Origin of the sequence: Polaromonas sp. OV174 (assembly GCF_900112285.1) — a bacterium.
Classification (GTDB): domain Bacteria; phylum Pseudomonadota; class Gammaproteobacteria; order Burkholderiales; family Burkholderiaceae_C; genus Polaromonas.
The window spans coordinates 61,888-85,790 of sequence record NZ_FOKZ01000009.1 but is presented as its reverse complement, the minus strand read 5'-3'; the positions used below and the strand labels follow the sequence as shown (position 1 = coordinate 85,790).

General features: G+C 55.6%; 19 protein-coding genes. 10 read left to right on the top strand and 9 right to left on the bottom strand.

Annotated features, from left to right (window positions below):
• Nucleotides 1-4: 4 nt before the first annotated feature.
• From BM160_RS10065 to BM160_RS10025, 9 genes are all read left to right on the top strand, one after another.
• On the top strand, nucleotides 5-1,651 hold the full coding sequence (locus BM160_RS10065) for a site-specific DNA-methyltransferase (protein ID WP_092004359.1): 1,647 nt from the start codon (nucleotides 5-7) through the stop codon (nucleotides 1,649-1,651).
• Nucleotides 1,648-4,443 carry a TrlF family AAA-like ATPase gene (locus BM160_RS10060; RefSeq protein WP_092004356.1) on the top strand — a complete coding sequence of 932 codons (2,796 nt, stop codon included), beginning with the start codon at nucleotides 1,648-1,650 and terminating at the stop codon, nucleotides 4,441-4,443. Before BM160_RS10065 ends, BM160_RS10060 begins: the two co-directional genes overlap by 4 nt.
• Entirely contained in the window at nucleotides 4,440-7,208 is a 2,769-nt protein-coding gene (locus BM160_RS10055; protein ID WP_092004353.1) for a DEAD/DEAH box helicase, read from the top strand. Before BM160_RS10060 ends, BM160_RS10055 begins: the two co-directional genes overlap by 4 nt.
• Nucleotides 7,209-7,488: 280 nt before the next feature.
• On the top strand, nucleotides 7,489-7,917 hold the full coding sequence (locus BM160_RS10050) for a GNAT family N-acetyltransferase (protein WP_092004350.1): 429 nt from the start codon (nucleotides 7,489-7,491) through the stop codon (nucleotides 7,915-7,917).
• Nucleotides 7,918-7,975: 58 nt separating this feature from the next.
• On the top strand, nucleotides 7,976-8,974 hold the full coding sequence (locus BM160_RS10045; RefSeq protein WP_092004597.1) for a DUF4238 domain-containing protein: 999 nt from the start codon (nucleotides 7,976-7,978) through the stop codon (nucleotides 8,972-8,974).
• A gap of 314 nt (nucleotides 8,975-9,288) precedes the next feature.
• Nucleotides 9,289-10,044 carry an SOS response-associated peptidase gene (locus BM160_RS10040; RefSeq protein ID WP_092004347.1) on the top strand — a complete coding sequence of 252 codons (756 nt, stop codon included), beginning with the start codon at nucleotides 9,289-9,291 and terminating at the stop codon, nucleotides 10,042-10,044.
• 136 nt (nucleotides 10,045-10,180) lie between these two features.
• Nucleotides 10,181-10,948, top strand: a complete 768-nt coding sequence (gene imuA / locus BM160_RS10035) for a translesion DNA synthesis-associated protein ImuA (RefSeq protein WP_255368801.1) — start codon at nucleotides 10,181-10,183, stop codon at nucleotides 10,946-10,948.
• Nucleotides 10,890-12,212 (top strand): Y-family DNA polymerase, encoded by a 1,323-nt coding sequence (locus BM160_RS10030; RefSeq protein WP_092004342.1) that lies wholly within the window; start codon nucleotides 10,890-10,892, stop codon nucleotides 12,210-12,212. Before imuA ends, BM160_RS10030 begins: the two co-directional genes overlap by 59 nt.
• A 9-nt stretch (nucleotides 12,213-12,221) precedes the next feature.
• Entirely contained in the window at nucleotides 12,222-15,323 is a 3,102-nt protein-coding gene (locus BM160_RS10025; RefSeq protein ID WP_092004339.1) for an error-prone DNA polymerase, read from the top strand.
• A gap of 95 nt (nucleotides 15,324-15,418) precedes the next feature.
• Here BM160_RS10025 and BM160_RS10020 read toward each other — a convergent pair whose 3' ends face one another.
• From BM160_RS10020 to BM160_RS10015, 3 genes are all read right to left on the bottom strand, one after another.
• Complete coding sequence (locus BM160_RS10020; protein ID WP_092004336.1) at nucleotides 15,419-15,799, bottom strand: hypothetical protein; 381 nt, start codon at nucleotides 15,797-15,799, stop codon at nucleotides 15,419-15,421.
• 25 nt (nucleotides 15,800-15,824) lie between these two features.
• The gene (locus tag BM160_RS23150) at nucleotides 15,825-16,037 is read right to left on the bottom strand and encodes an AbrB/MazE/SpoVT family DNA-binding domain-containing protein (protein WP_369821767.1); all 213 of its coding nucleotides are present in this window, start codon (nucleotides 16,035-16,037) and stop codon (nucleotides 15,825-15,827) included.
• Nucleotides 16,038-16,144: 107 nt separating this feature from the next.
• Complete coding sequence (locus BM160_RS10015; protein WP_092004333.1) at nucleotides 16,145-17,224, bottom strand: phage/plasmid replication protein, II/X family; 1,080 nt, start codon at nucleotides 17,222-17,224, stop codon at nucleotides 16,145-16,147.
• Nucleotides 17,225-17,540: 316 nt separating this feature from the next.
• Between BM160_RS10015 and BM160_RS10010 the strand changes: the two genes are divergently transcribed.
• Nucleotides 17,541-17,756: a hypothetical protein gene (locus tag BM160_RS10010; RefSeq protein WP_092004330.1), complete on the top strand. Its 216-nt coding sequence runs from the start codon at nucleotides 17,541-17,543 to the stop codon at nucleotides 17,754-17,756.
• A gap of 416 nt (nucleotides 17,757-18,172) precedes the next feature.
• Here the strand turns inward: BM160_RS10010 and BM160_RS10000 are convergent, their stop codons facing one another.
• The 6 genes from BM160_RS10000 to ribD all read right to left on the bottom strand — a co-directional run bounded on the left by BM160_RS10000 (nucleotide 18,173) and on the right by ribD (nucleotide 23,818).
• On the bottom strand, nucleotides 18,173-19,267 hold the full coding sequence (locus BM160_RS10000) for a helix-turn-helix transcriptional regulator (RefSeq protein ID WP_092004325.1): 1,095 nt from the start codon (nucleotides 19,265-19,267) through the stop codon (nucleotides 18,173-18,175).
• Nucleotides 19,264-19,614 (bottom strand): helix-turn-helix transcriptional regulator, encoded by a 351-nt coding sequence (locus tag BM160_RS09995; RefSeq protein WP_092004322.1) that lies wholly within the window; start codon nucleotides 19,612-19,614, stop codon nucleotides 19,264-19,266. The genes BM160_RS10000 and BM160_RS09995 overlap by 4 nt, the downstream gene beginning before the upstream one ends.
• Before the next feature lie 76 nt (nucleotides 19,615-19,690).
• Entirely contained in the window at nucleotides 19,691-20,674 is a 984-nt protein-coding gene (locus BM160_RS22215) for a hypothetical protein (protein ID WP_143093214.1), read from the bottom strand.
• A complete protein-coding gene (locus BM160_RS09985; protein ID WP_092004318.1) occupies nucleotides 20,671-21,873 on the bottom strand; it encodes a tyrosine-type recombinase/integrase in 1,203 nt (400 codons plus the stop codon). The genes BM160_RS22215 and BM160_RS09985 overlap by 4 nt, the downstream gene beginning before the upstream one ends.
• 107 nt (nucleotides 21,874-21,980) lie before the next feature.
• Nucleotides 21,981-22,655, bottom strand: coding sequence for a riboflavin synthase (locus BM160_RS09980; RefSeq protein WP_092004315.1), 675 nt, complete (start codon nucleotides 22,653-22,655; stop codon nucleotides 21,981-21,983).
• Between the two features lie 56 nt (nucleotides 22,656-22,711).
• Nucleotides 22,712-23,818: a bifunctional diaminohydroxyphosphoribosylaminopyrimidine deaminase/5-amino-6-(5-phosphoribosylamino)uracil reductase RibD gene (ribD, locus tag BM160_RS09975; RefSeq protein WP_092004313.1), complete on the bottom strand. Its 1,107-nt coding sequence runs from the start codon at nucleotides 23,816-23,818 to the stop codon at nucleotides 22,712-22,714.
• Nucleotides 23,819-23,903 lie beyond the last annotated feature (85 nt).

Here is a 23,903-nt window from a genome sequence, read left to right as displayed (position 1 = left end):
TAGGATGAGAAAAAAACTTGAATTAACGTGGATTGGCAAAGAAGTGCGCCCTAAGCTAGAGCCACGAATCCTTTTGGCCGATCCTAATCTGAGTCACCACGCTAAAAATCGGGTATCAGACGCTGATATTTTTGACAACAGCTTGATATTTGGCGACAACTTGCTAGCGCTCAAAGCGTTGGAGCAGGAGTTTTCTGGAAAGGTTCGATGCGTATTTATTGACCCGCCGTACAACACAGGGAATGCATTTCAGCACTATGACGATGGCTTAGAGCACTCAATCTGGTTGGGTCTGATGCGAGATCGGTTGGAAGTAATTCGGCGACTACTTTCGGAGGACGGTTCGTTGTGGATCACGATTGACGACAACGAGGCTCATTATCTGAAGGTTGTTTGCGATGAGATATTTGGACGTTCAAATTTTGTCGCAAACGTGGTTTGGCAAAAAAAATACTCTAAGCAGAACGACGCCAAGTGGCTGAGCATCAGCCATGATCACATATTAGTCTATGCAAAATCGAAAGACTTGTGGAAGCCAAATGCGGTGGAGAGAAGTGACGAGCAACTAAAGGGCTACAAAAATGTGGATAACGATGCGCGTGGTCTTTGGCAGTCCGTGGTCTACACGTGCGCAAAGACGAGAGCGGAGCGTCCTAATCTTTACTATGGCATAGAGCATCCAAAAACAGGCGAAGTCATATTTCCCAGTGAAAGCCGAGTTTGGGCGTATGACCAGAAAAAGCATAAGGAGCATGTCCGAGATGGATTGGTATGGTGGGGACCCGACCAGGAAAAAGACAAACCACGGCTGAAGTCGTTCTTAAATAAAGTTGGTACTGGCCTTGTTCCAGATACCTTGTGGCTTCGCGAAGATTCTGGTGACAATCAAGACGCTAAGCGAGAGATGATGGCGTTAAATGGCGCTGATATTTTCGCAACACCAAAGCCCGAAAAGCTCATGGCGAAGATAATCGAAATTGCTACGAAACCTGGTGACTTGGTGCTTGATTCGTTTGCAGGTTCGGGGACTACTGGGGCCGTCGCGCACAAGATGCGTCGCCGATGGATCATGATTGAATTGGCAGACCATTGCCATACACACATCATTCCGCGGCTGAAACAAGTTGTTGATGGTCAGGACAAAGGCGGTGTTACCGATTCGACTGGCTGGCATGGCGGTGGAGGTTTCCGCTATTACCAGTTGGCGCCAAGTCTCTTGCAGCAGGATCGCTGGGGCAATTGGGTCATTAACGGGGAATATAACGCCGAGATGCTTGCGGCTGCGATCTGCAAACTGGAGGGTTTTACTTACGCACCTAACGACGCCCACTACTGGCAGCACGGCTACAGCACCGAGACGGACTTTATCTATGTTACGACGCAAACGCTCAATGCTGATCAGCTACAGGTTTTGAGCGACGAGGTAGGCGAAGGGCGCAGCTTGCTGGTTTGCTGCGCGGCCTATCGCGGCTCTGTAGATCGCTTCGTCAATCTCACTCTCAAGAAAATTCCAAAGATGGTTCTGAGCAAGTGCGAATGGGGTCACGACGACTACAGCCTAAATGTTGAAAACCTGCCGATGCAGCAGAAGCCAAAAGTTGAGCCGCCGAGGCAGGGCGGTTTGTTCGGAAACGGGGAGGTGCAAGCATGATCCACAACTACCCCGGCTCGCGCTGGTGGAAGTTTGACTTTCACAACCATACGCCTGCTTCGTTGGACTATAGGGGCGACAAAGCCATCACGCCACGCCAGTGGTTGCAAGACTATCTGGACAAAGGCATTCAGTGCATCGTCGTCACCGACCATAACACTGGTGACTGGATTGACAAGTTGAAGATGGAACTGCAGACATTGAAGCAAGAAGACGCTGCAATGTGGGGTGAAGTGACACTTTTTCCAGGCATGGAGTTGTCGTGCAACGGCGGCGTACATCTGAAGGTGATCCTTGACCCGGCCAAGGGCACGTCAGACATTGACGCCATTCGCGGGAGTGTTGGGTATTCCGGCACTCCTGGAGACAGTAACGGCGTTACCAGTCACAGCGTCGAACAGGTTATTCGTGTAATCCAGTCGGCGGGTGGCGTCGCTTGCGCCGCACATGTTGATAAACCCAAAGGACTTTTGGTCGCAGTGACCGATCACAACACCTTGCAGCCGATCCTTAAGCTGTTGGATGCTGTTGAGGTGATTGATCCCTCAGCCACTTGCCTGAACGCGCACGCAGTAGCCTTTGCCGAAATGGCTTTCGTGCTTGGGTCGGATAGTCACCAACCCGAAAGCATTGGACTAGGCTATACGTGGGTGAAGATGTCAGCCCCTTCCATCGAGGGTTTGAAACTGGCGCTGCTTGATCCTGAATCGGCTGTCCGCAGGAGTGACGAATGTGCCAACTACCCGCAGCAATTGAATCATCCGAAGATCAAGAGCATCACGGTTGAGAAGTTGCGTCTGCGCCAGAAAGACCCATTGACGATTCGTTTCAACCCCAGCTACAACGCCTTGATCGGTGGCCGGGGTAGCGGCAAGTCCACCATACTGGAATGCCTGCGTCTGGGGCTGGCACGAGAAAACGAACTGCTTACGGGGCGATCCGACGGTGCGTTGAAGCAATCGTTCGAGAACTTTAGGAAAGAAAAAATAGGCCGCAATCAGCCGGGCATGATGCTCCACGATTCTCGCATCACAGTCGAAGTATCCAAAGGGCAAGGCGATCTGGAAGAACGGTTTGAGTACCTGTGGACCAAAAGGGCCGATGCCAAGTTTGCGGTGTCGGTAAGGCGCTGGGACAGCGATGCATGGCAGTCAACACAATTGACCGACGAACAGGCCCGCAGTAACTTTCCTGTGAAAATATTCAGCCAGAAGCAGATCCTCGCGTTGGCCGACAACCCGCAGCATCTGATTCAGTACATTGACGATGTGCTTGGCGGTCGCAAAGAGGCTTGGGCACAAAGCTTTGCTGCCAAGCGCGAGACCTTGAACACTGCCAGAAAGCGTGTTCGCACACTGGAAGTTGAGATTGCACAGAAGCCTGCCGTCGAGCTTCAGTACAAGGAGGCATCGCGCAAGGCCAAGGTCTTTGCATCCTCAAACTTTGGTGATGCCCTCAAGGCGTACCAGCGTGCGGGCAAACAGCAACGAGCGGTAGATGGATTCTTCAAGGAGCTTGGCGAGGATGTTCAGGCGCTGCAAACCAGTGCTGCAGAAGCCGTTAATCTGAAGAACCTAGTGCTCACCGACTTCGAGGCCACGACTCCTGCTGAGCAAGCAGAGAAGTTGGCGACGGAAGCACTGACGCAAAAGCTGGCTGGTAACTTTGATCAGATCACGGCCCTGGTTGCCAGCATGCAGTTAGACCTTGATGCAGCGAAGGTAGCCAGTGGCACGAGCGCATGGCATCAAGAAAACATAGTACATCTGGATGAGTACGCACGCATCGTGGCGGAACTCAAATCCCAAGGCATCACCAACGCCGAAGATGCCTCTCAGGCGGTGGCGCTTGAGGAGAAACTGAAGAAGCAGTTGGATCTGTTCAAGGCCATCAATACGGATCTTGAGCAAGCACGGAAAGCCGTTGTGGATGCGCAAGCGGCGTTGCACCAGGAGCGCCAAGGGTTGACCGCGCTGCGGCAGGACTTCCTCAATCAAGTGTTGGTGAATGTGCCTGCTTTGAGGATCACGCTGAACACCATGGCGGACGCGGAAGCTGGTGCCGTCAGTCTGCGGGAGATTCTTCGCCTTGAAACGGAGGGCACTTTTGTCAAGGAAATCTATGGTGAGACCGATGACGATCCGCCCAAGCCGTGCGGCATGGTCTGGGACTTGGTGAATCCGGCCTTGGCGTCGTCCGTGCCCGAGCGGTTGCAGGAGATCAAGCAGTCGCTTGAAGAGATGAACGAGCAAGTGCTGAATACCAAGCTGCACGGCAAGTTCGTCAAGAAGTTGAAGGAGATGAAGCCGGAGGTCACTTCGGTGGTCTTCGACGAGTTGGCGGCATGGTTTCCCGAAGACGCCGTTGACCTCCAGTACAAGCGTGACGAATCAAGTTCATTCCTGAGTCTTCAGCAGGCATCTGCTGGCCAGAAGACCGCTGCTATCTTGTCGTTCCTGCTGGCACACGGTAGCGAGCCTCTGCTGATGGATCAGCCCGAAGACGACTTGGATAACGCGTTGGTCTCGCAATTGGTGGTGACCCAACTCAGGAAAAACAAGAGTCGCCGCCAACTGATTGTCATTACCCATAACGCCAACATCGTCGTGAACGGCGATGCCGAGTTGGTCATGCCCATGGAATTCGTGGGTGGCCAGATCGTGAACAACACAGCGGGTGGGCTACAGGAGAGGTCTGTGAGAAAGAAGGTCTGCGAAATTATGGAGGGCGGGGAAAAGGCCTTCGAGCAACGCTACAAGCGAATTCTGAAAGACATGGAGCGCACGGCATGAGTAAAGAAAAAATCGTGCGCACGGTGGCTGGTCGCTTGAGTCTGCGCGAGCCGCAAACCGTTAGCCTGGAGCGCTTGCACTTCGCGCTGGAGTCTGTGCCTGCGTTGCGTGACTCGAAAGCACGTTCGGTCGAAGAACTGAAGGCCATGCAGGAAGCTCTGAAGGCTGAGTTTCCGAAGTTGACGGACTTCGAGCGCGACTTTCCGTCCTTATGCTTTGCTTTGGCCACAGGGGTCGGTAAAACACGCCTAATGGGTGCGTTCATCAGCTACTTGCACGCAGCCTACGGCTACAAGCATTTTTTCGTTCTGGCTCCGAACCTCACGATCTACGACAAGCTGATTCGAGATTTCAGCGATACGACCGGGCCGAAGTACGTTTTCAAGGGCATCGCAGACTTTGCCGTTGAAGCTCCTGAGGTGATTACAGGCGAGACCTACGACCAAAAAGGTGATCTGGTTTCACAGGCGATTGATGCGCCCGTCCAGATCAACATCTTTAACATCTCGAAGATCAATTCGGAAGTTCGTGGCGGCAAGGCTCCGAAGATCAAGCGGCTTTCCGAGTACCTCGGTCAAAGTTATTTCGAGTATTTGGCTGGTCTACCAGACCTCGTGCTCATCATGGATGAGTCGCATCGTTACAGAGCCGGTGCGGGTATCCGGGCGCTGAACGAATTGAAGCCGTTGCTGGGTCTTGAACTGACTGCAACGCCCTTCACTGAGGGGACGAAAGGCCCAGTGCCGTTCAAGAACGTCGTAATGGACTACACATTGGCTCGCGCCATCGAAGACGGCTTCGTCAAAGAGCCTGCAGTGGTGACTCAACAGAACTTCAACCCAGCCGATCATAGCGCGGAGCAGTTGGAGCGCATCAAGCTCATGGACGGCATCCGCGTTCATGAAGAAACCAAGGTTCACTTGCTGACCTATTCCGAGCAAACAGGCCAGAAACCCGTGAAGCCGTTTATGCTGGTGATCGCTCGCGACACCACCCATGCCGCCGCGCTGCTGGGAACGATAGAGGGCCTGTTTGATGGGCAATACAAGGGAAAAGTGATTCAGGTCGATAGCAGCAAGTCTGGCGCGGAAGAGGAAGAAATGATCCGTCGCCTGCTGCTGGTGGAGAGCTACACCGAGCCGACCGAGGTGGTCATCCACGTCAACATGCTGAAAGAAGGCTGGGACGTGACGAACCTCTACACCATCGTGCCATTGCGGGCAGCCAATGCGCGGACCTTGATCGAGCAGTCCATCGGACGCGGCCTGCGCCTGCCGTATGGTCGCAAGACCGGCGTTGAGGTGGTGGATCGTCTGAACATCATCGCGCACGACAGGTTCAAGGAAGTTATCGACGAGGCAGGCAAGGGCGACTCGCCGATTCGTCTGAAAGAATTGAAACTGGAACCCACTGATAGCAATGGAAGTCGGTTCACCAGTATTTCGGTGCCGTCTAACACGTCGGTGATGCTAGGTATTTCTGGCGTGAAGGGTTCCGGTGCCGATGGCGCCGCAGTTGTTTCCGCAGGTTATGGGCAAGGCACTGGTGGTTCCGCTCATTTGACATCGGTAGTTTTCACTGGCGAGGAACGCAGAATTGCCTTGGTGACCATGGATGCGGTAGCAGAGTTGGGTAAAGACCGAATTCTTGTCCCCACCAGCACGGCATTGGGTACGGCCAGCGTCCAGGAGAAGTTGACCCAACTGGTGATGGAACGACTTGTGCCGCAGCAAGGCGAGTTGCTGGACACCATGGCTTCCAATGCCGAAGCTGTGGCCGAGGTTGTGAAAAAGTCGGTTGAGGTCTTCATCGACCAGACCATCGACATTCCGCGCATCACCGTTGTCCCGATTGGCCCGGTGAAGGGCGGCTATAGCAGCTTCACTCTCGATGTGTCACGCATGAACTATCAGGCGACTGATCAACAACTTCTGTCGCAAGGCTTGCAATCGGGCCGCCAACTGACCTATGGCGAGGCCGCCGTGATCGAAGAGTCCCGACTGGAAGACTACATCGTCCGTGAACTCATCAACTACGACGACGTGTCTTATGATGATCACGCCGATCTGATCTATGAACTCGCGGGGCAGGCGGTGGCACACTTCCGCAGCAATCAGCCTGATGACGCGGCGGTTCACAACATTTTGGGCAACCACGGTCGAGTTATCGCGGAGAACATTCATCTGCAGATGGCAAAGCACTATGAGGAAGATCCGACTGGTTCCGAGGTCATCGTCAGCCAAGGCTTCATGCCCCTGAAGCCCTGCGCCTTCACGGCCAAGGACGACTTGAAGCCCTTGCATTGGACACCGGACGATAAGCGCACCATCGGTCAGTACGTCTATGGCGGCTTTCAGCGTTGTGCTTTTGCCTTCCAAAAGTTCCATTCAGACACTGAGCGTATCTTGGCTACAGTGCTGGAGCGCGAAGCGCGCCGCTGGTTCCGCCCGGTGTCCGGTCAGTTCAACATCTACTATCGGTCTGGCGTAAACCAGCCCGAGTACATCCCGGACTTCGTGGTGGCGCTGGACGACATCACTCTGATGATCGAGACGAAGAAGGCCAAGGAGGTTGCCGAGGCGCAAGAGTCTGAGACCGAAGTGAAGGCGAAAGCCGATCAGGCGGTTATTTGGTGCAAGAACGCTTCGGACTACGCTGCTAATGTCGGCGGCAAGCCGTGGGCCTATTTGCTGATCCCGCATGATGCGGTGGCTCCAAACATGACGCTCACGTCACTTCGATCTCGTTTCACCTACATTCGCTAAGAATTTTTAGGTCATGGGCTTCCCCCAGTTTCCCGGAGACACTCAGTAAGACCTAAAACGCCTTTGAAGACCTTATGTTGGTTTACTCGTGCCATTTTGCTGCTAACTATCGATAATTGAATATTGTCGATAGTCAGCAAATGATGGTTTGCGGTCAGAACCGGTCGCTCACCGTGCCGGCATAATGCGGCAACGAGCGGACATTCCCCCAACTTCAGAATCTTTCAAGGCGTTTTGCAATTGCTCTCTCTAGTGCAAACCCGACCCGTGGAGCTCAGATATGAATTCCGTCGAAGTTGAAGAGACGCACGCGGTAAACCATCCGTTCCTTCGCGACCGAGTGGAAAAAGGTAAGCGACCTGGAACCAGGGAGTTTGTTGCCTTGATCGACGGTGTGGAGGCGGGGCTCTTAATCTTCGAGCATTTCCCCAACAATTCTTTGGGATTCGTGTACGAGATCTACGTGCTAGAGAAATTCAGAGCCATGGGCGTTGGAAACCTGCTTTTGTCGCGGGCAGAAACTATAGCTCTTGATTCTGGGTGCAAGACGCTCCGTCTCACGGCGCGCTCTCTCGACCGAGAATTCATCGACGACGAGAGCCTGATGTCTTGGTACGGCCGCAAAGGTTTTATTCGAGATGCCAGCGACCCCGGTGGGATGCAGAAGAATCTCGCCAGCGAATTCACAATAGGCGGCCAACTCGGTTGACTGGCGGTAGGCATGTAGGATCAGACCCTGCGAGCTAACACTCAACTGAATGAAGCCTATGTCGCGCAAAGACCTCGAAGCCAAGAAGCGCCACCATTACGTCTGGGCGAACTACCTGGCCCGATGGGGTAGCGGTACAGCGAATGTTTTCTACACCACGAAGACTGGGAAGTTTGCCAACGACAGCGTGCGCGCCATTGTTGTTGACGACTATTTCTACAAGATCACCCCGCTTACCAGCAAGCATGTCGAGGTGATTAAAGGCTTCTCCCGACAAAGCCCCGACCGTCTCCACCAGCAGCACATGTCGTACCTTAATGACTTCCTGAGGATGCAGCAGGCTGAGACCATCTACCGTGAGTCTGACATTCGGAATCAGGAAGTCGAACTGCATCTCCATGCCATGAAGTGCAATCTACTGGAAAATCTCCACGCAGCCCACGAAAAAATGGCGCTGCCAGTGTTGGCCGCGCTGGCTGATAAGCAACTCGAAGTACTGCTGGATCAGCAGCACATGATCGAGTTCATGGCGTTCTTCGGTCACCAGATCTCCCGCACGAAGACTTTTCGAGATGGTGTGATCCGGGTTTTATCCCGGCGCAACGCTATGGAGATTGAAGTGGCCGACGCAATGGCGCATGCATGGTGGTTCCTGAGCTACATGTACGGGATGAATCTCGGGTTCAGCTTGTACATAGATCGCCACAACGCTAGGCATGCATTATTGGTAAATGACACCAGGGTGCCTTTCATCACGTCCGACCAACCTGTCGTCAATGTGCACTCGTGTGTTTCAGAGACAGAATTCTCCGCGCCTAAGCATGCCGACTTCTATTACCCGATCTCGCCGCGGGTCGCCTACATCATCTGCGATTCCGAACGGTTCACGCCGGGCAAGAATGAGGTTGATGAGACCACCGTCGCGGAACTCAATACCAAAGTGGCAGCGCAAGCCATGGTACACATCGTCGGTGATACCGAGAACGCCATTCGACCCTTCAAAAAGTACATCGGGCGGCGCTACCAGAAAGCTCCTGCTGGCCGTGTCATGGTCTGACTGACCAAGCCGAACGGTCTTTACTGTCTGTCACTCGATGCAGTGGTTCCGGGCGCTGGCTTTCAGGGCACCCACCCCATACTTGTGCAGACAGCTTGATGGTCTGCCTTGAGCGGCGGATTCAACCGGTCTTCCCACTCGGCACGCAAGGCTCGGTAAGTCCGTTGGCATATGCATGGGGTAGGTCATTGCCGCCATCAACGATTGCTGGCTGGTGACACTATCGATTGACGGGAGCCAGCCCAAATTTTTCATATGGTGCCATGGTCGGCAGCCATGGTGCGCAAGCCAGCAGGGCGTAGCAAAATGGCCTTATGTGCGCAAATTACGTCCCAGTGACACGAGCCGACAGGTTACTTGTCTTCTTCGGTGTGGAACGCGAACGCGACGAGCCCACTGCGGATGTTTTTCCTTCGGGCTTGGCGCCGATGATTCGTTTGGCACCCAATGACGGAACTACGTCGCCCCAGTTCATAGCGGACGATGCCATCTTCCGGTTTGTGCCTGACTTCATCGCGAAGGTCGAATGGGCGCGGAAGACCTACAACGCCCGAAGCGAAACCGTCGCCACCAAGGCAACCTACGGTCCTGCATGGCGGGCCGGGCAACGCTGCATCATCCCGGCCGAGGGGATTTACGAACCGAACTATGAGTCCGGGAAGGCCGTTCGGTGGGGAATAAATCTACCGGGCGGTGTGCCAATGGGAATCGCTGGTATTTACCGTACTTGTAAGACACCCGACGGGCGAGATGTTTTCGCAATGTCCATGCTCACGGTCAACGCCGACGACCACGAGGTTATGAAGCAGTTTCACGAGCCAGGACACGAAAAGCGCATGGTCGTGATCCTTGATCCGTCCGAGTACAGCGATTGGCTGTCGTGCCCGGTAGACCAGGCCTCGAAGTACTTTAGGCAGTGGTCTGGTCCGCTGGAGGCGCATGCCGCTCCATTGCCTCCTCGCGCGCCTAAGAGCACCAGCGTTAAAACGTCGCAACCTCCGAAGGCTGCCAAACCGAAAGCCGTCCGGCCGCCCCCGCCAGCAACGCCGAAGAGCGGCGAACTGTTCTAAGCACGAACAAAAAATAAAAAAATAGACGGATCGTGGAGGTGCTTATTATACTGGATGTTCATACAGTATTGATAGAGCAGCCATGTTACCCGCCCATCTCCTATCACCTTCGCAGAACGCGCTTGTGGAGGCGAGCGTGCCTGTCGATGATGACGTGCTGCAGCTGCCCGAACTGGCTGGCAAAGCGATGTGGCGCGGCAATGAACTGGGATCCTCCGCCCAACGGGATGTGGTGGCTACCGGCTTTGATGCACTGGATGCGGAACTGCCCGGTGGCGGCTGGCCTTGCCGGTCGTTGACCGAGATTCTCCAGCCTCAACCCGCTCTGTGTGAATGGCGCTTGCTCGGTGCCAGCCTGAAGCGCATCGTGGCGGACGGAGGGCAAATCATTCTGGTGAGCCCGCCCAAGCATCCTCACTTGCCTGGATTGATGCAGCACGGCCTTCACCCAAACCAGATCGTCTGGTTGGATGCCAAAACGCCTGCCGAACGCCTTTGGACCACTGAGCAACTCATCAAGTCGAACCCGGCTGGAGCCATCCTGTCCTGGCTGCCCCAAGCCCGCCAGGAACAGTTACGCCGCCTTCAAGTCCACGCGCAAACCTGCGATTCACCGGTCTTTCTTTTCAGGCCAGCGGCGGCGCAGTTTGACGCGTCGCCCGCGCCCCTACGGCTGCTCGTCGATCTTGGACCTGACTGGCAGCTGGCTGTGAAGGTGTTCAAGCGGCGCGGGCCGTCGCATGAGCATTCACTGGCGTTTTTCTCAATCCCGGACAGCCTGGCCGACGTGTTGACTCCGCGCCAGCGGCAACCTAGCCAGTTTCCAGTCGCCTTGGAGAACCCCCGTGTCGGAACACTGGGCAGCTCTACTCACACCGTCGCCGAACACCAATACGCCCATTGATTCTCATGGCCTCGCGGTTTGGGCTTTGCAGTTCACTCCGCGCGTAGCGCATTTGGATGAAGCGGTGCTGATGGAGGTCGAGGCGTGCATGCGGCTTTTTGGTGGCGCAGACTTGCTGCGAGCCCGCATCACCGATGAAGCCGTTCAGCAGGGCGTCGGCATTGTGAGCTGGGCGCCGACAAGCCTTGCCGCTTTGGCTTTTGCCCGAAGCGGTGTAACCGATGGATTTGCTGGGCCACTCGCCCAACTGCTGGATCGCATTCCCTTTGAGGCTGTGGCAGCCATCGCCGCGCACCAGCCGGTGCTGGCACGCCTAGGTTGCAAAACCCTTGGCGACGTCAGGCGCTTGCCGCGCGGCGGTATCAGCCGCCGGTTCGATCAGCATGTTTTGACGGCGCTTGACCAAGCCTACGGCTTGCGCCCGGCCGCACACGAATGGGTCAGCTTGCCCGAAAACTTCTCGGTGAAGCTTGAACTGCCGGGGCGGGTGGATACTGCGGCGTCCTTGATGTTTGGCGCGCACCGCCTGCTGCTTCAGATGTGCGGTTGGCTGGCCGCACGCAACTCAGGAACGACGGCGTTCGAGATGCGATGGTTTCACGATACATTGCGCTCCAAGACGGCCGGGGAGGGCGGAGAGCTGGTCATACGCACCGCCGACCCAAGCCGCGACGTGCGGCACCTCGGGCGGCTGCTTGCGGAACATCTTGCGAAAGTGGAATTGCTCGCGCCCGTGGGCGATATTGAGATTGCCGCCCTTGAGGTTCACTCATTGGTCGATGACAACAAGACCTTGATACCTGACACCCTGCGCGCAGGGGAAGAACTCGCCCTCGTGCTTGAGCGCTTGGCAGCCCGACTTGGGCCTGAGTGTGTGCTTAGACCCAACCTGACCGAAGACCATCGGCTGGAATGGATGCAGACCTGGCGGCCAGCGGTGGGGACACCAAAAACGCGAGCGCCCAAGCTACCGCGCACCGTAGATATTCCGCAGCCGAGCTGGGTGTTACCAAAGCCGCTAAAGCTTGCAGTAGCCCGCGACAGGCCTCTGTATCAGGGGCCGTTGCAGCTGGTCGTTGGTCCGCATCGCGTGGAAGGCGGTTGGTGGCATCGAGAAGAGAACGCTGCTGGTCAACAAGAGACGCGAAACGTCCAGCGAGATTATTGGGTGGCCTTGAGCCAGCATGCCGGGATTCTCTGGGTTTTTCAGGAGCGTCTCGCGCATGACCAGATCAGTTGGTATCTGCACGGCGTTTTCGCGTGACGAGGCAGCATGTCAACCTTACCTGCATACGCAGAGCTGCACTGCCTCTCGAATTTCTCGTTTCTGCGCGGGGCTTCGCACGGCGCAGAGCTTGTCGACCGGGCCTTTGAACTGGGCTACAGCGCACTGGCACTGACGGACGAGTGTTCGCTTGCAGGGGTGGTGCGCGCACATGTGGCAGCCAAGGCGAACGGTTTCAAACTGATTATTGGCAGTGAGTTTCAGGTGGAAGCGGAACTGCCCTTCAAGATCGTGGTGCTGGCCACGAACCGAGAGGGGTATGGCAACCTCTCGCAGTTCATCACCCGGCTTCGGCGCTCGTCGGAGAAGGGTAATTACCAGCTGAGTCAAGGCGAGATTGATGCTGGCGAGTTGAAAGATTGTCTTGTGCTGGTGCTGCCAACAAGGACCGCAAGCGAAGACGAGCTTCTACGCTTGGGGCGGTGGACGCTGCGCCAGTTCAGCGGACGATGCTGGTTCGCGGTGGAACTGCTGCACCATATCGCGGATGCCGTTTGGCTGCACAAGCTGCGAGCGCTATCACAGGCCACGGCGATACCGTTGGTAGCAGCGGGCGACGTGCATATGCACATTCGGTCCCGCAAACCGCTGCAGGATGTTTTGACTGCTATCCGTGTCGGCAGGCCTTTGATGGAATGCGGCCTTGACCTTCAAGCCAGTGCAGAGCGCCATTTGCGCTCCAGGTTACGGCTGGGTCACCTCTATCCAGAAGATATGCTGCTGCAGACCGTGGCTATCGCCGACCGATGCCATTTCAGCCTCGAAGAACTACGTTACGAATATCCAGCCGAGGTCGTGCCTTCAGGCACGACGCCAGCATCGCATCTACGGCGCTTGACCTATGAGGGGGCTGGCAGGCGATGGCCAGACGGCATGCCAGCGAAAGTGCAGACGCAGATCGAATACGAGCTCGAACTCATTTGCGAACTTCATTACGAGCATTACTTCCTGACTGTGGCGGACATCGTGGCATTCGCCCGAAGCCAGCACATTCTTTGCCAGGGCCGCGGTAGCGCGGCGAACTCGGTGGTCTGTTACTGCTTGGGCGTCACGGAGGTCGATCCGGCGAGGATGTCGGTTTTATTCGAGCGTTTCATCAGTCGGGAGCGTAATGAGCCGCCCGACATCGATGTGGATTTTGAGCATGAACGCCGCGAGGAGGTTATCCAGTACCTTTACCGTAAGTACGGCCGGGACCGGGCGGCACTGACTGCAACCGTCATCTCCTACCGGCCGCGCAGTGCGTTACGGGACGTTGGCAAGGCTCTTGGCTTTGATTTGGAGACGGTCGAGGCACTCGCCAAAGGGCAGCAGTGGTGGGACGGCAGCAAGGTTAGGCCGGAAAGTCTGGCAGAGCTTGGTCTTGGATCTGAGGAAGAGTTGCGTATCCGTCAATTGATCAAGCTGAGCGGCCAGATCATGGGATTTCCCAGGCACCTTTCGCAGCACACGGGCGGCTTCGTTCTGACCAAAGGTCCGCTGTCACGCATCGTGCCCATCGAGAACGCCAGCATGGTTGATCGCACGGTCATTGAATGGGACAAGGACGACCTCGATGCCATGGGCCTGCTCAAAGTGGACGTGTTGGCGCTGGGCATGCTGACCGCTCTGCGTAAGAGCCTGGCATTCATCAGCCAGCGTAAAGGGTACGAGTTTGAAATGCAGGATATACCGTCGGAAGACAGTGTGACCTACGACATGGTGTGCAAGGCGGACACGATCGGCGTGTTCCAGATTGAAAGCAGGGCGCAGCAAGGCATGTTGCCTAGGCTCAAACCGCGCTGCTTCTATGACCTCGTGGTGGAGGTCGCCTTGGTCCGCCCCGGCCCAATTCAGGGCGGCATGGTTCATCCTTACCTTCGCCGACGCCAAGGTCTCGAACCGGTGATCTACCCAAGCGCCGCATTAGAGGAAGCACTTGGCCGTACCTTGGGCGTTCCCGTGTTCCAGGAACAGGTCATGCAGATTTCGATCCTGGCTGCTGGCTTTACTGCCGGGGAGGCCGATGGTCTGCGCCGGGCGATGGCCGCATGGAAACGCAAAGGCGGCCTGGAAAAATACTACTCAAGGATCGTCGATGGAATGACCTCACGCGGTTATGAGCAGGCGTTCGCCGAGTCGATCTTCGAGCAGATCAAGGGGTTTTCGGAATATGGTTTCCCGGAGTCGCATGCTGCGTCATTCGCACTATTGGTGTACGCCAGCGCCTGGATCAAATGCCATGAGCCGGCGGCGTTCCTGGCCGCGATGTTGAACTCCCAGCCATTGGGGTTCTACTCGAACAGCCAGCTTGTGCAGGATGCGAAACGGCATGGCGTGGATGTGCGGGCGGCTGACGTGCTCTCCAGTGATGTTGACTGCACGTTAGAAGACATCGAGCATGAACCCGCAGTGCGGCTGGGGCTTCGCGTCATCGGTGGGTTGAAGCAGGCCTCCGCTGATCGAATTGTCGCCGCGAGAACTGCTTTTCCCTTTACCTGCGCAGACGACCTGGCGCGACGGGCTGGCCTTGAGCTGCATGAGATGAAGATGCTGGCCGCTGCAGATGCCTTGACGAGCTTGTCGGGGCATCGAAGGCAGCAAGTATGGGATGCGGCCGCGCTACGCTGCGCACCTGAGCTGCTCCGTGACGCACCGGTTGAAGAAGAAATTCTCGAACTGCCGGAGGCACCGGAAGGTGAGGAGATTGTGTGGGACTACGCATCAACCGGCTTGACCTTGCGACGTCATCCGCTTGCCCTGCTTCGTGCGCGCCTTGCGGCCAAGAACTTCCTGTCGTCCGCTGAGTTGAGGGACGTGCCAGACGGCGAGTCCGTTCAGGCTTGTGGCATCGTGACATTGAGGCAACAGCCTGAAACTGCCAATGGGACGATCTTCGTTTCGCTTGAGGACGAAACAGGGACGGTCCAAGTGATTGTGTGGAAGCGTGTCCGCGAAAAGCAGCGCCAGGAATTACTGAAATCCCGGCTGCTTGGTGTCCATGGAACCTGGCAGGCCGAAGGAGAAGCTCGGAACTTGATCGCTGAAACCTTGTTCGATTTCACACCGCTACTCGGACGACTGGGCACGCAAAGCAGGGATTTTCGATAGCGCAACTTGACGCCAATCTTCGGGGGCTGCTCAACCGAACGGGCCCACTTCTATATTGCTGCGTGAGGTCAACGAAATCCACGGCTCTATGGTCATCAATTGGCAATCCCGTCCTCAAGACCGCGATTGGATGTTTCGAGGGTGATCAGATAAATGTCATTGGGCGCGCATAGGCTGTCGAGTGGCGGTGCCGAAAACGCTTGAAGAAAGTGCTCGGCTTGCGAGTCGTTGAGATCGACATAGAACGCGGTTTTTGGCATAGCTGCTAAAGCGCTGACGGGAATCCAATCTTTCAGCTCCGAGATTCGCTCGATTTCCGTTCCTGTGGGGCAATGGGCTTCTATCCAGTTTTGAATTGGGGCCGGGCAGCGATCTTCTTCAAAAATACGGCTGCTGGCCTCGATTGCAATGGCGTATATGTGTGTACGGCCGCTGGCATACAAGATGTCTTGTGCGCTTCGGAATGGGTTGCTCATGGATATTCCTTTGGGTGACTGTTTTCTACCAAGCTAGCGGAGGCGGTGGTGGTGGCTCATGTGTCACGGCCCCTTCGGCGTCTGCTGGCTGCGTGTTCTTAGCCGGTCGCACCCTGATATCGCCACTGTCCAGAAGTCGGACATGAACGTATGCCCCTGCCTTGAGACCGGCGGCATCCAGAACATGCGAGGGAATGCGCAGGCCAGTCGAATTCCCCCAGCGCGTGAGCTTCTGCATATGAGATTCCTTTCGGTATGGCTATTCATTGCGACTCAGCGAAATTGAGCGGAGGGGCGGCTTGGCGGTCATTGGTTTGACGCGGCCAAGCCGCCTAAACGACTGTTTTATGCCGATGGAGAGTGAAAGTACTGGGTTCCATGCGCCCAGTCCGGAATAGCCATCAGATTCCCAGGCGTCAAAATCTCTGACAGGTCGACGGACGGTAGCTTCTGAGGCCGGCCGCCATTCATGTCGATAGCTACTGCGTCGTAAACCTCCTTTTTGTACTTCCAAACCGTGGTCCGGCTATAGAGATCATCGAGATTCGCACCGCTGAGCCACTGGCGGTACACCCGGCGCTGCGCTTTGGTGAGCACGTCCTCTTCGTCTTCTGTGAGCAGCGTTTGGACGGCGTTGCGGAGGTTGTAGCTGGCCAGAATCTCGAAGAAAAGGGCGTCAACGTCGACATCCTTCCAACGCATCACATATTGCAGCTCGCGTCTCCGCAATTCTTGGCTGAAGAGCTTGATTTCAACACGCAGGACGCCGCGAGCCAGTTCCAGCAGTTTCTTTTGGATTGGGCCAGGGTTGGGCCACATGGACGAAAGCTGCAGATACTTGTCGTAGATCGTCGCCGTGTGATAGACCGAACGACCCTTCTCTTTCATACCTAAAGTGATGCTGGTCTTTATAGGGCGCGATTTGCCCTCTCGGTTGGCCAGATCAATCGCATCAAATATGGGCATCTTGGCCCCATGCGGAGTCATGAAATTCCCGGTGAGGTGAGCCTGCATAACTCCTACTTGGCCCGTTCGCCACTGTTCCCGCTGCTCTGGATCAACGTGAAGCCCAAACTTAGTGGTCTGCTGGTCGAACATGGCATAGGTGTAGTCCTGCAAGTTGGCGTGGCCGAAAAGGTTGTGGTTCTGCAGCAGTTGGGGAGGGCAGCAGTCCAGCTCAAGGCGATAGGCCATTTCATTCGACTGAACCTCCTTCGACCTGATGTAGATGTCATCGGGTTGAGGGTTGCGCTTCTGCTTGGGCGTAATGGGACTGGCTCCAACAGCTACGGCCCGGTCGTCAAGCCGCTTGTAGAACAGTTCTCCCAGCGGCTTGTGTTCAAGTGGGCCGGATACGTCTAGTCGATCACAATGAATGTGGCCGGCCTGATGCTGTGGTGTGTTGGTTGTGGATGTGCTGAGCATGGTGAAAAGAGGGTTGGTTGATGGCCTGCCGTTGTGGCTTGTTTAAATTGCGAACAAATGTTGACTTGTATAGCCATTAGCTATTTACAGCCTCTGGTAGTCATCAATCGTTGCTAAGCCAACAGGGGGCGTTTAGAGGAAAACCGAGCCCTTTTTTCGGTATCTCGACCGCTGCCAAGGCGATCTGTACTGTGCAAGAGAGCGCTCGGCCCACTGAGGGTTCATAGGGCGGGAGTGATGGCGGTATTGGCTTGACGTTTCGTTCGACAACGGCCGTGATTGGATCGCGGTCGAAGTGAAATCAGCCATCTCTGGAATGGCCGACATCACGCGTGGACTATTTCAGTGCATCAAATACAAAGCCGTCATGGAGGCTGTGGTCGTCAGCGAGCCCAGAGAACGCAATGTCCGAGCAGTGCTGGTGCTTGAGTCCTTTTTGCCGGCCTTACTGGTTCCACTGCGTAACCGCTTGGCGGTAGAAGTCATCGAAAACATAGTGCCCTCAGACATCGGGGCCAAGCCGCAAAACTAGCGCATCCAGACTGAGTGTTTGGGCAATGCTTTCTTAAGTGGTTTTCCAGTCGCCCCATTTTTGTAGACGTCGCCCTTTACGACAATCGTTCCAGACTTCGTGAATATGTCTAGGATCGCTCCACCAGCGATGCCTATCTGGTGTCCATAGTCAATTCGACGAAACTCGGAAATCCTTATTCCGGCCTCATGCAAGGCCATGAGAACCTCGTATACGGTAGGGTAAAGTCGGGCGGTTTCGCCTTCCGGATCTCTCATCCACTTCAATTGGATCTCGCTAACTGGGGATACTTTAGAACGTTGGATACGGTATTTCTCTTTGCGCATGATGGTGAATCCGATGGGGTAATAGGTTGTTGCTTTGACGGTGGCTCGGCTAGTTGCGCGGTTGCGCGGTTGCACTGGTTGCAATTGCAACTACACAGGAACCGGCTTTTCCTCGCCTTCTTCGCCCTCACTTTCTTTGCTGCCGTTCATTAGGTGCTTGCCGAGTTGGACGACGTTGTCCCAGCGATTCCGGGAAGCATTTGGATCGCGCGCCTCAGCTTTTTCAGCTTTAGCCGCCTCCTCGTCCAGGTGCTGCTTCATCCTGGTGATCGTTGACTTATGGACGCCAAGTATCTTGGCGATGTCCTTCTGGGGCATCCCCTGTGCCAACATCACTTCGACCTTGATTTCGCGTTCGGTTTTGCGAATCAGGCTAGGCTTGTCCGTGTCGTCGGGGTCGTCCAGCGCAAACCCATAGTCCAACTCGGCCCCGATCTCCGTGTGCCAAAAAGAGCTCCTGCGCGGTGCATAGTCCGCATCACCAACCCGCCAGCGCTCGATTTGCAGCCCTCCGCCAAACTGGCTGGGCGCGTTGGGGTCTACAGTGAGGTACGCGGTAGAAGCGGAAATAGCCTCCGACGCCGACCTCCTATCGGCAGGTAGCAGGATGTCGCCCGCAACAACGGCGATACCGTCGGCGTTGAGTTCGTGAAACCATGGATAAGGCGAGATCGGCTTTAACTTGGCCATCTTGGGCCGGATGAAGGATGGAACCCAATCCGCCATCACAACTTCGATGTCACTAGGCATGGAGTTGCGCATGGCCTCCTGAGTGATGGAGTGGCCCAAATCCACTCGGGGGTCCTTTTCATGGTCCCACGCATATATGGAGAGATTTCGCTCCAGAAGGGCGGACGCCTCTGCAAAAATCGGCATACGCTTCACTGCATCAAGACGGTGCACGTCGTGGGCAAAGTACGTTGAGCCCAGCATCAAGAAAACCTTCCGCGGGCCTGTACTGCGGTAGATCCCAAAGTCGATCCCGCATGCTAATGATGCCGCAAGGATCATGAAAAAGTATTGGTGCTGTACGCCATCCTCTACTAGGCAGCGCAAAGTCTGGCCGCCATCGAGGAGGTGCACAAGAAATGGGTTTGCCTTTGGTCTTGCGGCAAGCACCTCAGATGGCGTGCGAGACTTGAAGCGGCGTGGAAGGCCGGAATAGTCGTGCTCGTAGGTGCTCATAGGGTCACCTCGTCGCGTTGAATGTTCGGGCGCGGTTGGCCTCTGCCTTCGTGCAGCCGACTGGTTTTTGCTTCCCCCGTGGTGCCACTGCTTGTGTTGTGACGGCGCGGCCGTATAAGCGGTGGATACGTTGCTACCACTGGGCGCGACAAGACCTTGTCTCTCACCCATGCATAGACTTCGCGCTTTACCCAAGCACTGCGCCGCCCGAGTTTCACCCGTTTCGGAAAACGTCCTGCCCGCTCCAGGGCATAAATATGCTTCCCGCTGAGAGACGTTATTTTTTCGACCTCCGAGAGGTCTATGAGGTCATCCTCAATCAGATCACGCACATCGATCGATGCCATCTTTTCCCCTTAGTAGTTTGGTAGGGGGATTCTGGTCGGTCGGCTCGACTCGCGCGATGGGGGGAATTCTTTTTATCTAGTTGGCGGAGTACCTGGGCACATGTTCAAGCAAGGCTTGGAGAAGTTCGCTGTCCAGCGCTTCCTTCATTGCCCCCGCCGTTCCCAAGTCGGAAAATCGAGCGTTGGATGAGTTGAGGGCACCTGTCAGCTTGGTGAATTCGTGGATACCTAGGCCGCTAAGAAGGCTGTTGCCTACCATTGGGTGGAATCTATTTTTCGTCAATGTTTTGTAGGCGGACCATAAAACTGAAGAGTCTCGAAAATTGCGCCAAATTTTTTTCACTCGCTGTTCATCAAGATCTGGATAACGGTACTCGCCAAGGGGCGGGCGACCTCGCGTTCGGCGAGGTCGCCCAAGATTGTGTTCTGCGCAAACATACGCCGCTATATTGATCGACTGCGTAGCTAACCTACCTTTTGAAGTTTTAAGGTCGGTATTCGCAAGAAGTCGAAGGATGTCAAGGCAGACGCCCGCGACTTGCCCGTCAATAGTGCGCTCGTCGATGATTGCTCGGACATTCGACGCCTTACTAAAGGCATTCGCCAAATTCAAAGCTTTGCGATACGGCACTAATTTCCTAAGCTCTTCGAGGTCCAGTTTTATCAGTTCAGGTGGAGGTGGTGGGAGCGGGGGAGGGGGTGGGGCTAAGCGGCGTATCGTGTCGCCGGGCTCGGCCCATGACACGGGTGGGTGGTGGGCATCGAACTCGCCGTCAGATTCCGAGGCTACGGCTTCAGGTTTTAACCTTGAAGAGTAGGACGCCATAGCGCCCCTTGGCTTTGGCTCTGGCTCTGGCTCAGGATTGCCGGTCGGAGCTGGATTGGTCGGCATTTTCGCGGGGTTCGCTTTCATCGTCAGAAAGGTTTCATACTCCAACGCTACATGCTCATTTTTGAGCTCGGGAAATAGCATTTGCGATTCTAGAGATAGAAGAAAGTCTTGCTTACGTAGCTTGGACGGGGATGGGGCCTCTAAGAACCGTTCAACTGCTGTCTTCATGGGCGACCATCCACAAAATCCGCCCAAACCTGCATCATTTCAGTTCGCTCAGGAATATAGTCAGCTTTGTTATAGACAGCACGTATGCGATTTCGCTCTGCATGTGCAAGTTGCCGTTCGATTACGTCTGCTCGGAATCCTCGCTCATTGAGCCAAGTGGAGGCTGTGGACCTAACGCCATGCGGGCTAAACTCGCTTCCATATCCCATTTTCCGGAAGGCGACGTTCAGGGTGCTATGGGACATGGGTTTTTCGTCACTGACTTGCCCTGGGAAAAGGTATTTCTTTTTCTCAGTGGTTTTCTGCAACGTCAGGAGTGCGTCAACGCTTTGAGTGCTTAGAGGTACTAGGTGGGGTTCTTGCATCTTCATCCTGGCGGCAGGGATCAACCATTTCGCATTCGGCAGGTCTATTTCGTCCCACTCCGCCTCGATCAGCTCAGTTTTTCGGACGAATGTAAGAAGCAGCAGCTTTATCGCTAGTTTGGTTGCCAACTGACCCGGATAGGCATCAACGCGATCCAGGAACTGCGGGATTAGCTCAGGGCTCAAAGGTAAGTGGCTAACTTTTGGCGGAATTTCTTCCCATCCCATTAAGAGTCGGCCAGGATTGATTTCAGCCTTCGATTTTCTAATTGCGTAGTCAAAAACTTGGACCGCAGTTTGTCGAACTCGGTCCGCGGTTTTTACCCCCCTTTCACGCTTGGTGGACTCAAGCACCTCTGCTAGGAGTGCCTTGGATACCTGCGTGATCGGCATTGAGCCAATCTTTGGCTTCAAATCTCGCTTGAGATAGAGCGTGTTTGACTCTTTCCATGCTTTGGAGCGACGTTCTTCTTTGCTTTTGTACCAAGAATCGGCAAGCGACTCGAATGAGTCAGCATTTATTGATTGGCGGAGCAATTTCGCTTCCCGCTTGCATTGAGCTGGGTTTGTATTGGACTCCAATAGTCGTCGTGCGTCCTGAAGTCGATTTCTGGCGTCCGCCAATCCAACGAGAGGATATAGGCCCAAGCTGAGCGTGTACCGCTTGCTTGCGAATCGGTAGTCGAATCGCCAAGACATCTTCTTGGGTTTCGAGGGCGACGATTCGGAAGAATTCTTTGCCGGTGCGAAAAGATAGAGCCCGCTTCCGTCTGCGTACTTCTGACCTTTGTCGCCTAGTTTGATCGAGTTGATCTTTGCAATGGTTAGAGTCATGTCGGTATTTTTGTTTGCTAAGTACAGTGTACCGACAAATATACCGACAATAACTAGCCGATGCTCAGAGCGGCTGGGCGTCGTTGAAATCCATTAACATGTTGATATTAAAGGATATTGTTTGGATGGGCCCGTAGTCTTGAGCCGTCAGGATCCGTGGAAAGCATGCGTTCAACGTAGCGCGCGATCAGGTCGATTTCGAGGTTGACCGGCGAGCCCTGTGCCAGTTGGCCCAGCGCTGTGTTTTCTACGGTGTGGGGAATCAGGTTGATGCTGATCTCGCTGCCTGAATCCGCGCCTGCCTCTACCAGATCGACGACCCTGTTGACCGTCAAGCTTACGCCATTGACGGTGATGGAGCCCTTGTAGGCCAGGTATTTGCTCAGCTCCCGAGGCGAGCGTATGCGCAGTTCCCAGCTTTCACCCACCTGGGCAAAATGCGAAACACTGCCTATCCCGTCCACATGGCCGGCAACGATATGGCCGCCCAGGCGGTCATGGGCGCGCAGGGCTTTTTCCAGATTGATGATGCCTGGCTCAGCCAGGCCACAGGTCTTGGCCAGTGATTCGGCAGAAATGTCGATGGAGAAGCGGTTGTTGGCCGGCTCCAGCGTCGTGGCCGTCATACAAGCGCCATTGAGGGCAATGCTGTCGCCCAGGCCCACGTCATCAAGATAACCCGCAGGCGTTTCAATGATGAGGCGCTTGCCATGGTCTGAAGAGCTGCCCAGGCTATGGACGGCGACGATGCGCCCCAAGCCGGTGATGATTCCGGTAAACATTCGGCTATTTTCGCAGAGATTGGCCCTGCTTACGGGAATGGCCGCTAAACCCTGGTCTAGAACTGATCTCGCCCCGTCACCCTTGCTACGATACGCAGGTCGGGCCCGAGGCTGTCGGTGGATAGAAATTCGAGATCTACCGCCTGCGAAAGCTCGGTGATCGGGCCAAAGCTGGCGATGCCTGCACCCTGGCCAATCAATTTGGGCGCCAGGTAAACGACAAACTCGTCCACCAGGCCTTCGCGAATCAGGGAACCATTGAGCTTGTGCCCGGCTTCGACATGTAATTCATTGATTTCGCGCCTGGCCAGGTCGCGCAGCATGGCCGCCAGGTCAACCTTGCCGCCCGCACCGGGCAGGTAGATGACGGTGGCGCCACGCGCTTCCAGGGCCGCTTTTTTGGCATCATTTTGCACTGCAGCATAGATATAGGCTGCGCGACCAGCTATAAAAAGATGAGCGTCCAGCGGTGTTTCCAGGCGGCTGTCTACCACCACCAGATGGGGCTGGCGCGGCGTGTCAAGCAAGCGCACGTCAAGGCGCGGGTTGTCTTCCAGTACGGTGCCTATGCCGGTCAGCACGGCGCAGGCGCGTGCGCGCCAGGCATGACCGTCTGCGCGTGCTGTATCGGAGGTGATCCACTGGCTCACACCATTGTCCAGCGAGGTCTTGCCATCCAGCGAGGCCGCCACCTTCATTCGCACCCAGGGTGTCTTGCGGATCATGCGGCTGAAAAAGCCGATGTTGAGCTCCCGTGACTCTTCGGCGCCGGGACCGACTTCGACTTCAATGCCTGCCGCACGCAAACGTGCAAAGCCCTGGCCAGAGACCAGCGGATTGGGGTCGGCGATGGAGGCCACCACTTTTTTGATGTCGGCGGCGATCAACGCATCGCAGCAAGGGCCGGTGCGGCCATGGTGGGAGCAGGGCTCCAGGGTGGCGTAGACGGTGGCGCCAACCACGGAATGGCCTTGTGCTGCCGCATCGCGCAGGGCCATGATTTCGGCATGGGGGCCGCCTGCTCGCTGGGTTTGGCCCTGGCCGAGGACATCACCGTCAGCATTAGTAATGACACAGCCAACGCGAGGGTTGGGGCTGGAAAGAAAAAGTGCTTGGGCGGCGAGTCCAAGCGCTTGGTTCATGAAGAGCGCAGTTGTTGTCATTGCGCTATGGATGGTACTGCAAGTGTAATTTGCCCTAGCACTCGGTAACGAGTGTGCCTGCCGCCAGTGGAGTTGGGTCTTACTG

What these genes read in the sequence shown, in the direction of transcription:
- BM160_RS10065 (WP_092004359.1), top strand. Translation starts at nt 5, where the DNA reads ATGAGAAAAAAACTTGAATTAACGTGGATTGGCAAAGAAGTGCGCCCT.
- BM160_RS10060 (WP_092004356.1), top strand. Translation starts at nt 1,648, where the DNA reads ATGATCCACAACTACCCCGGCTCGCGCTGGTGGAAGTTTGACTTTCAC.
- BM160_RS10055 (WP_092004353.1), top strand. Translation starts at nt 4,440, where the DNA reads ATGAGTAAAGAAAAAATCGTGCGCACGGTGGCTGGTCGCTTGAGTCTG.
- BM160_RS10050 (WP_092004350.1), top strand. Translation starts at nt 7,489, where the DNA reads ATGAATTCCGTCGAAGTTGAAGAGACGCACGCGGTAAACCATCCGTTC.
- BM160_RS10045 (WP_092004597.1), top strand. Translation starts at nt 7,976, where the DNA reads ATGTCGCGCAAAGACCTCGAAGCCAAGAAGCGCCACCATTACGTCTGG.
- BM160_RS10040 (WP_092004347.1), top strand. Translation starts at nt 9,289, where the DNA reads ATGTGCGCAAATTACGTCCCAGTGACACGAGCCGACAGGTTACTTGTC.
- BM160_RS10025 (WP_092004339.1), top strand. Translation starts at nt 12,222, where the DNA reads ATGTCAACCTTACCTGCATACGCAGAGCTGCACTGCCTCTCGAATTTC.
- BM160_RS10020 (WP_092004336.1), bottom strand. Translation starts at nt 15,799, where the DNA reads ATGAGCAACCCATTCCGAAGCGCACAAGACATCTTGTATGCCAGCGGC.
- BM160_RS23150 (WP_369821767.1), bottom strand. Translation starts at nt 16,037, where the DNA reads ATGCAGAAGCTCACGCGCTGGGGGAATTCGACTGGCCTGCGCATTCCC.
- BM160_RS10015 (WP_092004333.1), bottom strand. Translation starts at nt 17,224, where the DNA reads ATGCTCAGCACATCCACAACCAACACACCACAGCATCAGGCCGGCCAC.
- BM160_RS10010 (WP_092004330.1), top strand. Translation starts at nt 17,541, where the DNA reads ATGGCCGACATCACGCGTGGACTATTTCAGTGCATCAAATACAAAGCC.
- BM160_RS10000 (WP_092004325.1), bottom strand. Translation starts at nt 19,267, where the DNA reads ATGAGCACCTACGAGCACGACTATTCCGGCCTTCCACGCCGCTTCAAG.
- BM160_RS09995 (WP_092004322.1), bottom strand. Translation starts at nt 19,614, where the DNA reads ATGGCATCGATCGATGTGCGTGATCTGATTGAGGATGACCTCATAGAC.
- BM160_RS22215 (WP_143093214.1), bottom strand. Translation starts at nt 20,674, where the DNA reads ATGAAGACAGCAGTTGAACGGTTCTTAGAGGCCCCATCCCCGTCCAAG.
- BM160_RS09985 (WP_092004318.1), bottom strand. Translation starts at nt 21,873, where the DNA reads ATGACTCTAACCATTGCAAAGATCAACTCGATCAAACTAGGCGACAAA.
- BM160_RS09980 (WP_092004315.1), bottom strand. Translation starts at nt 22,655, where the DNA reads ATGTTTACCGGAATCATCACCGGCTTGGGGCGCATCGTCGCCGTCCAT.
- ribD (WP_092004313.1), bottom strand. Translation starts at nt 23,818, where the DNA reads ATGACAACAACTGCGCTCTTCATGAACCAAGCGCTTGGACTCGCCGCC.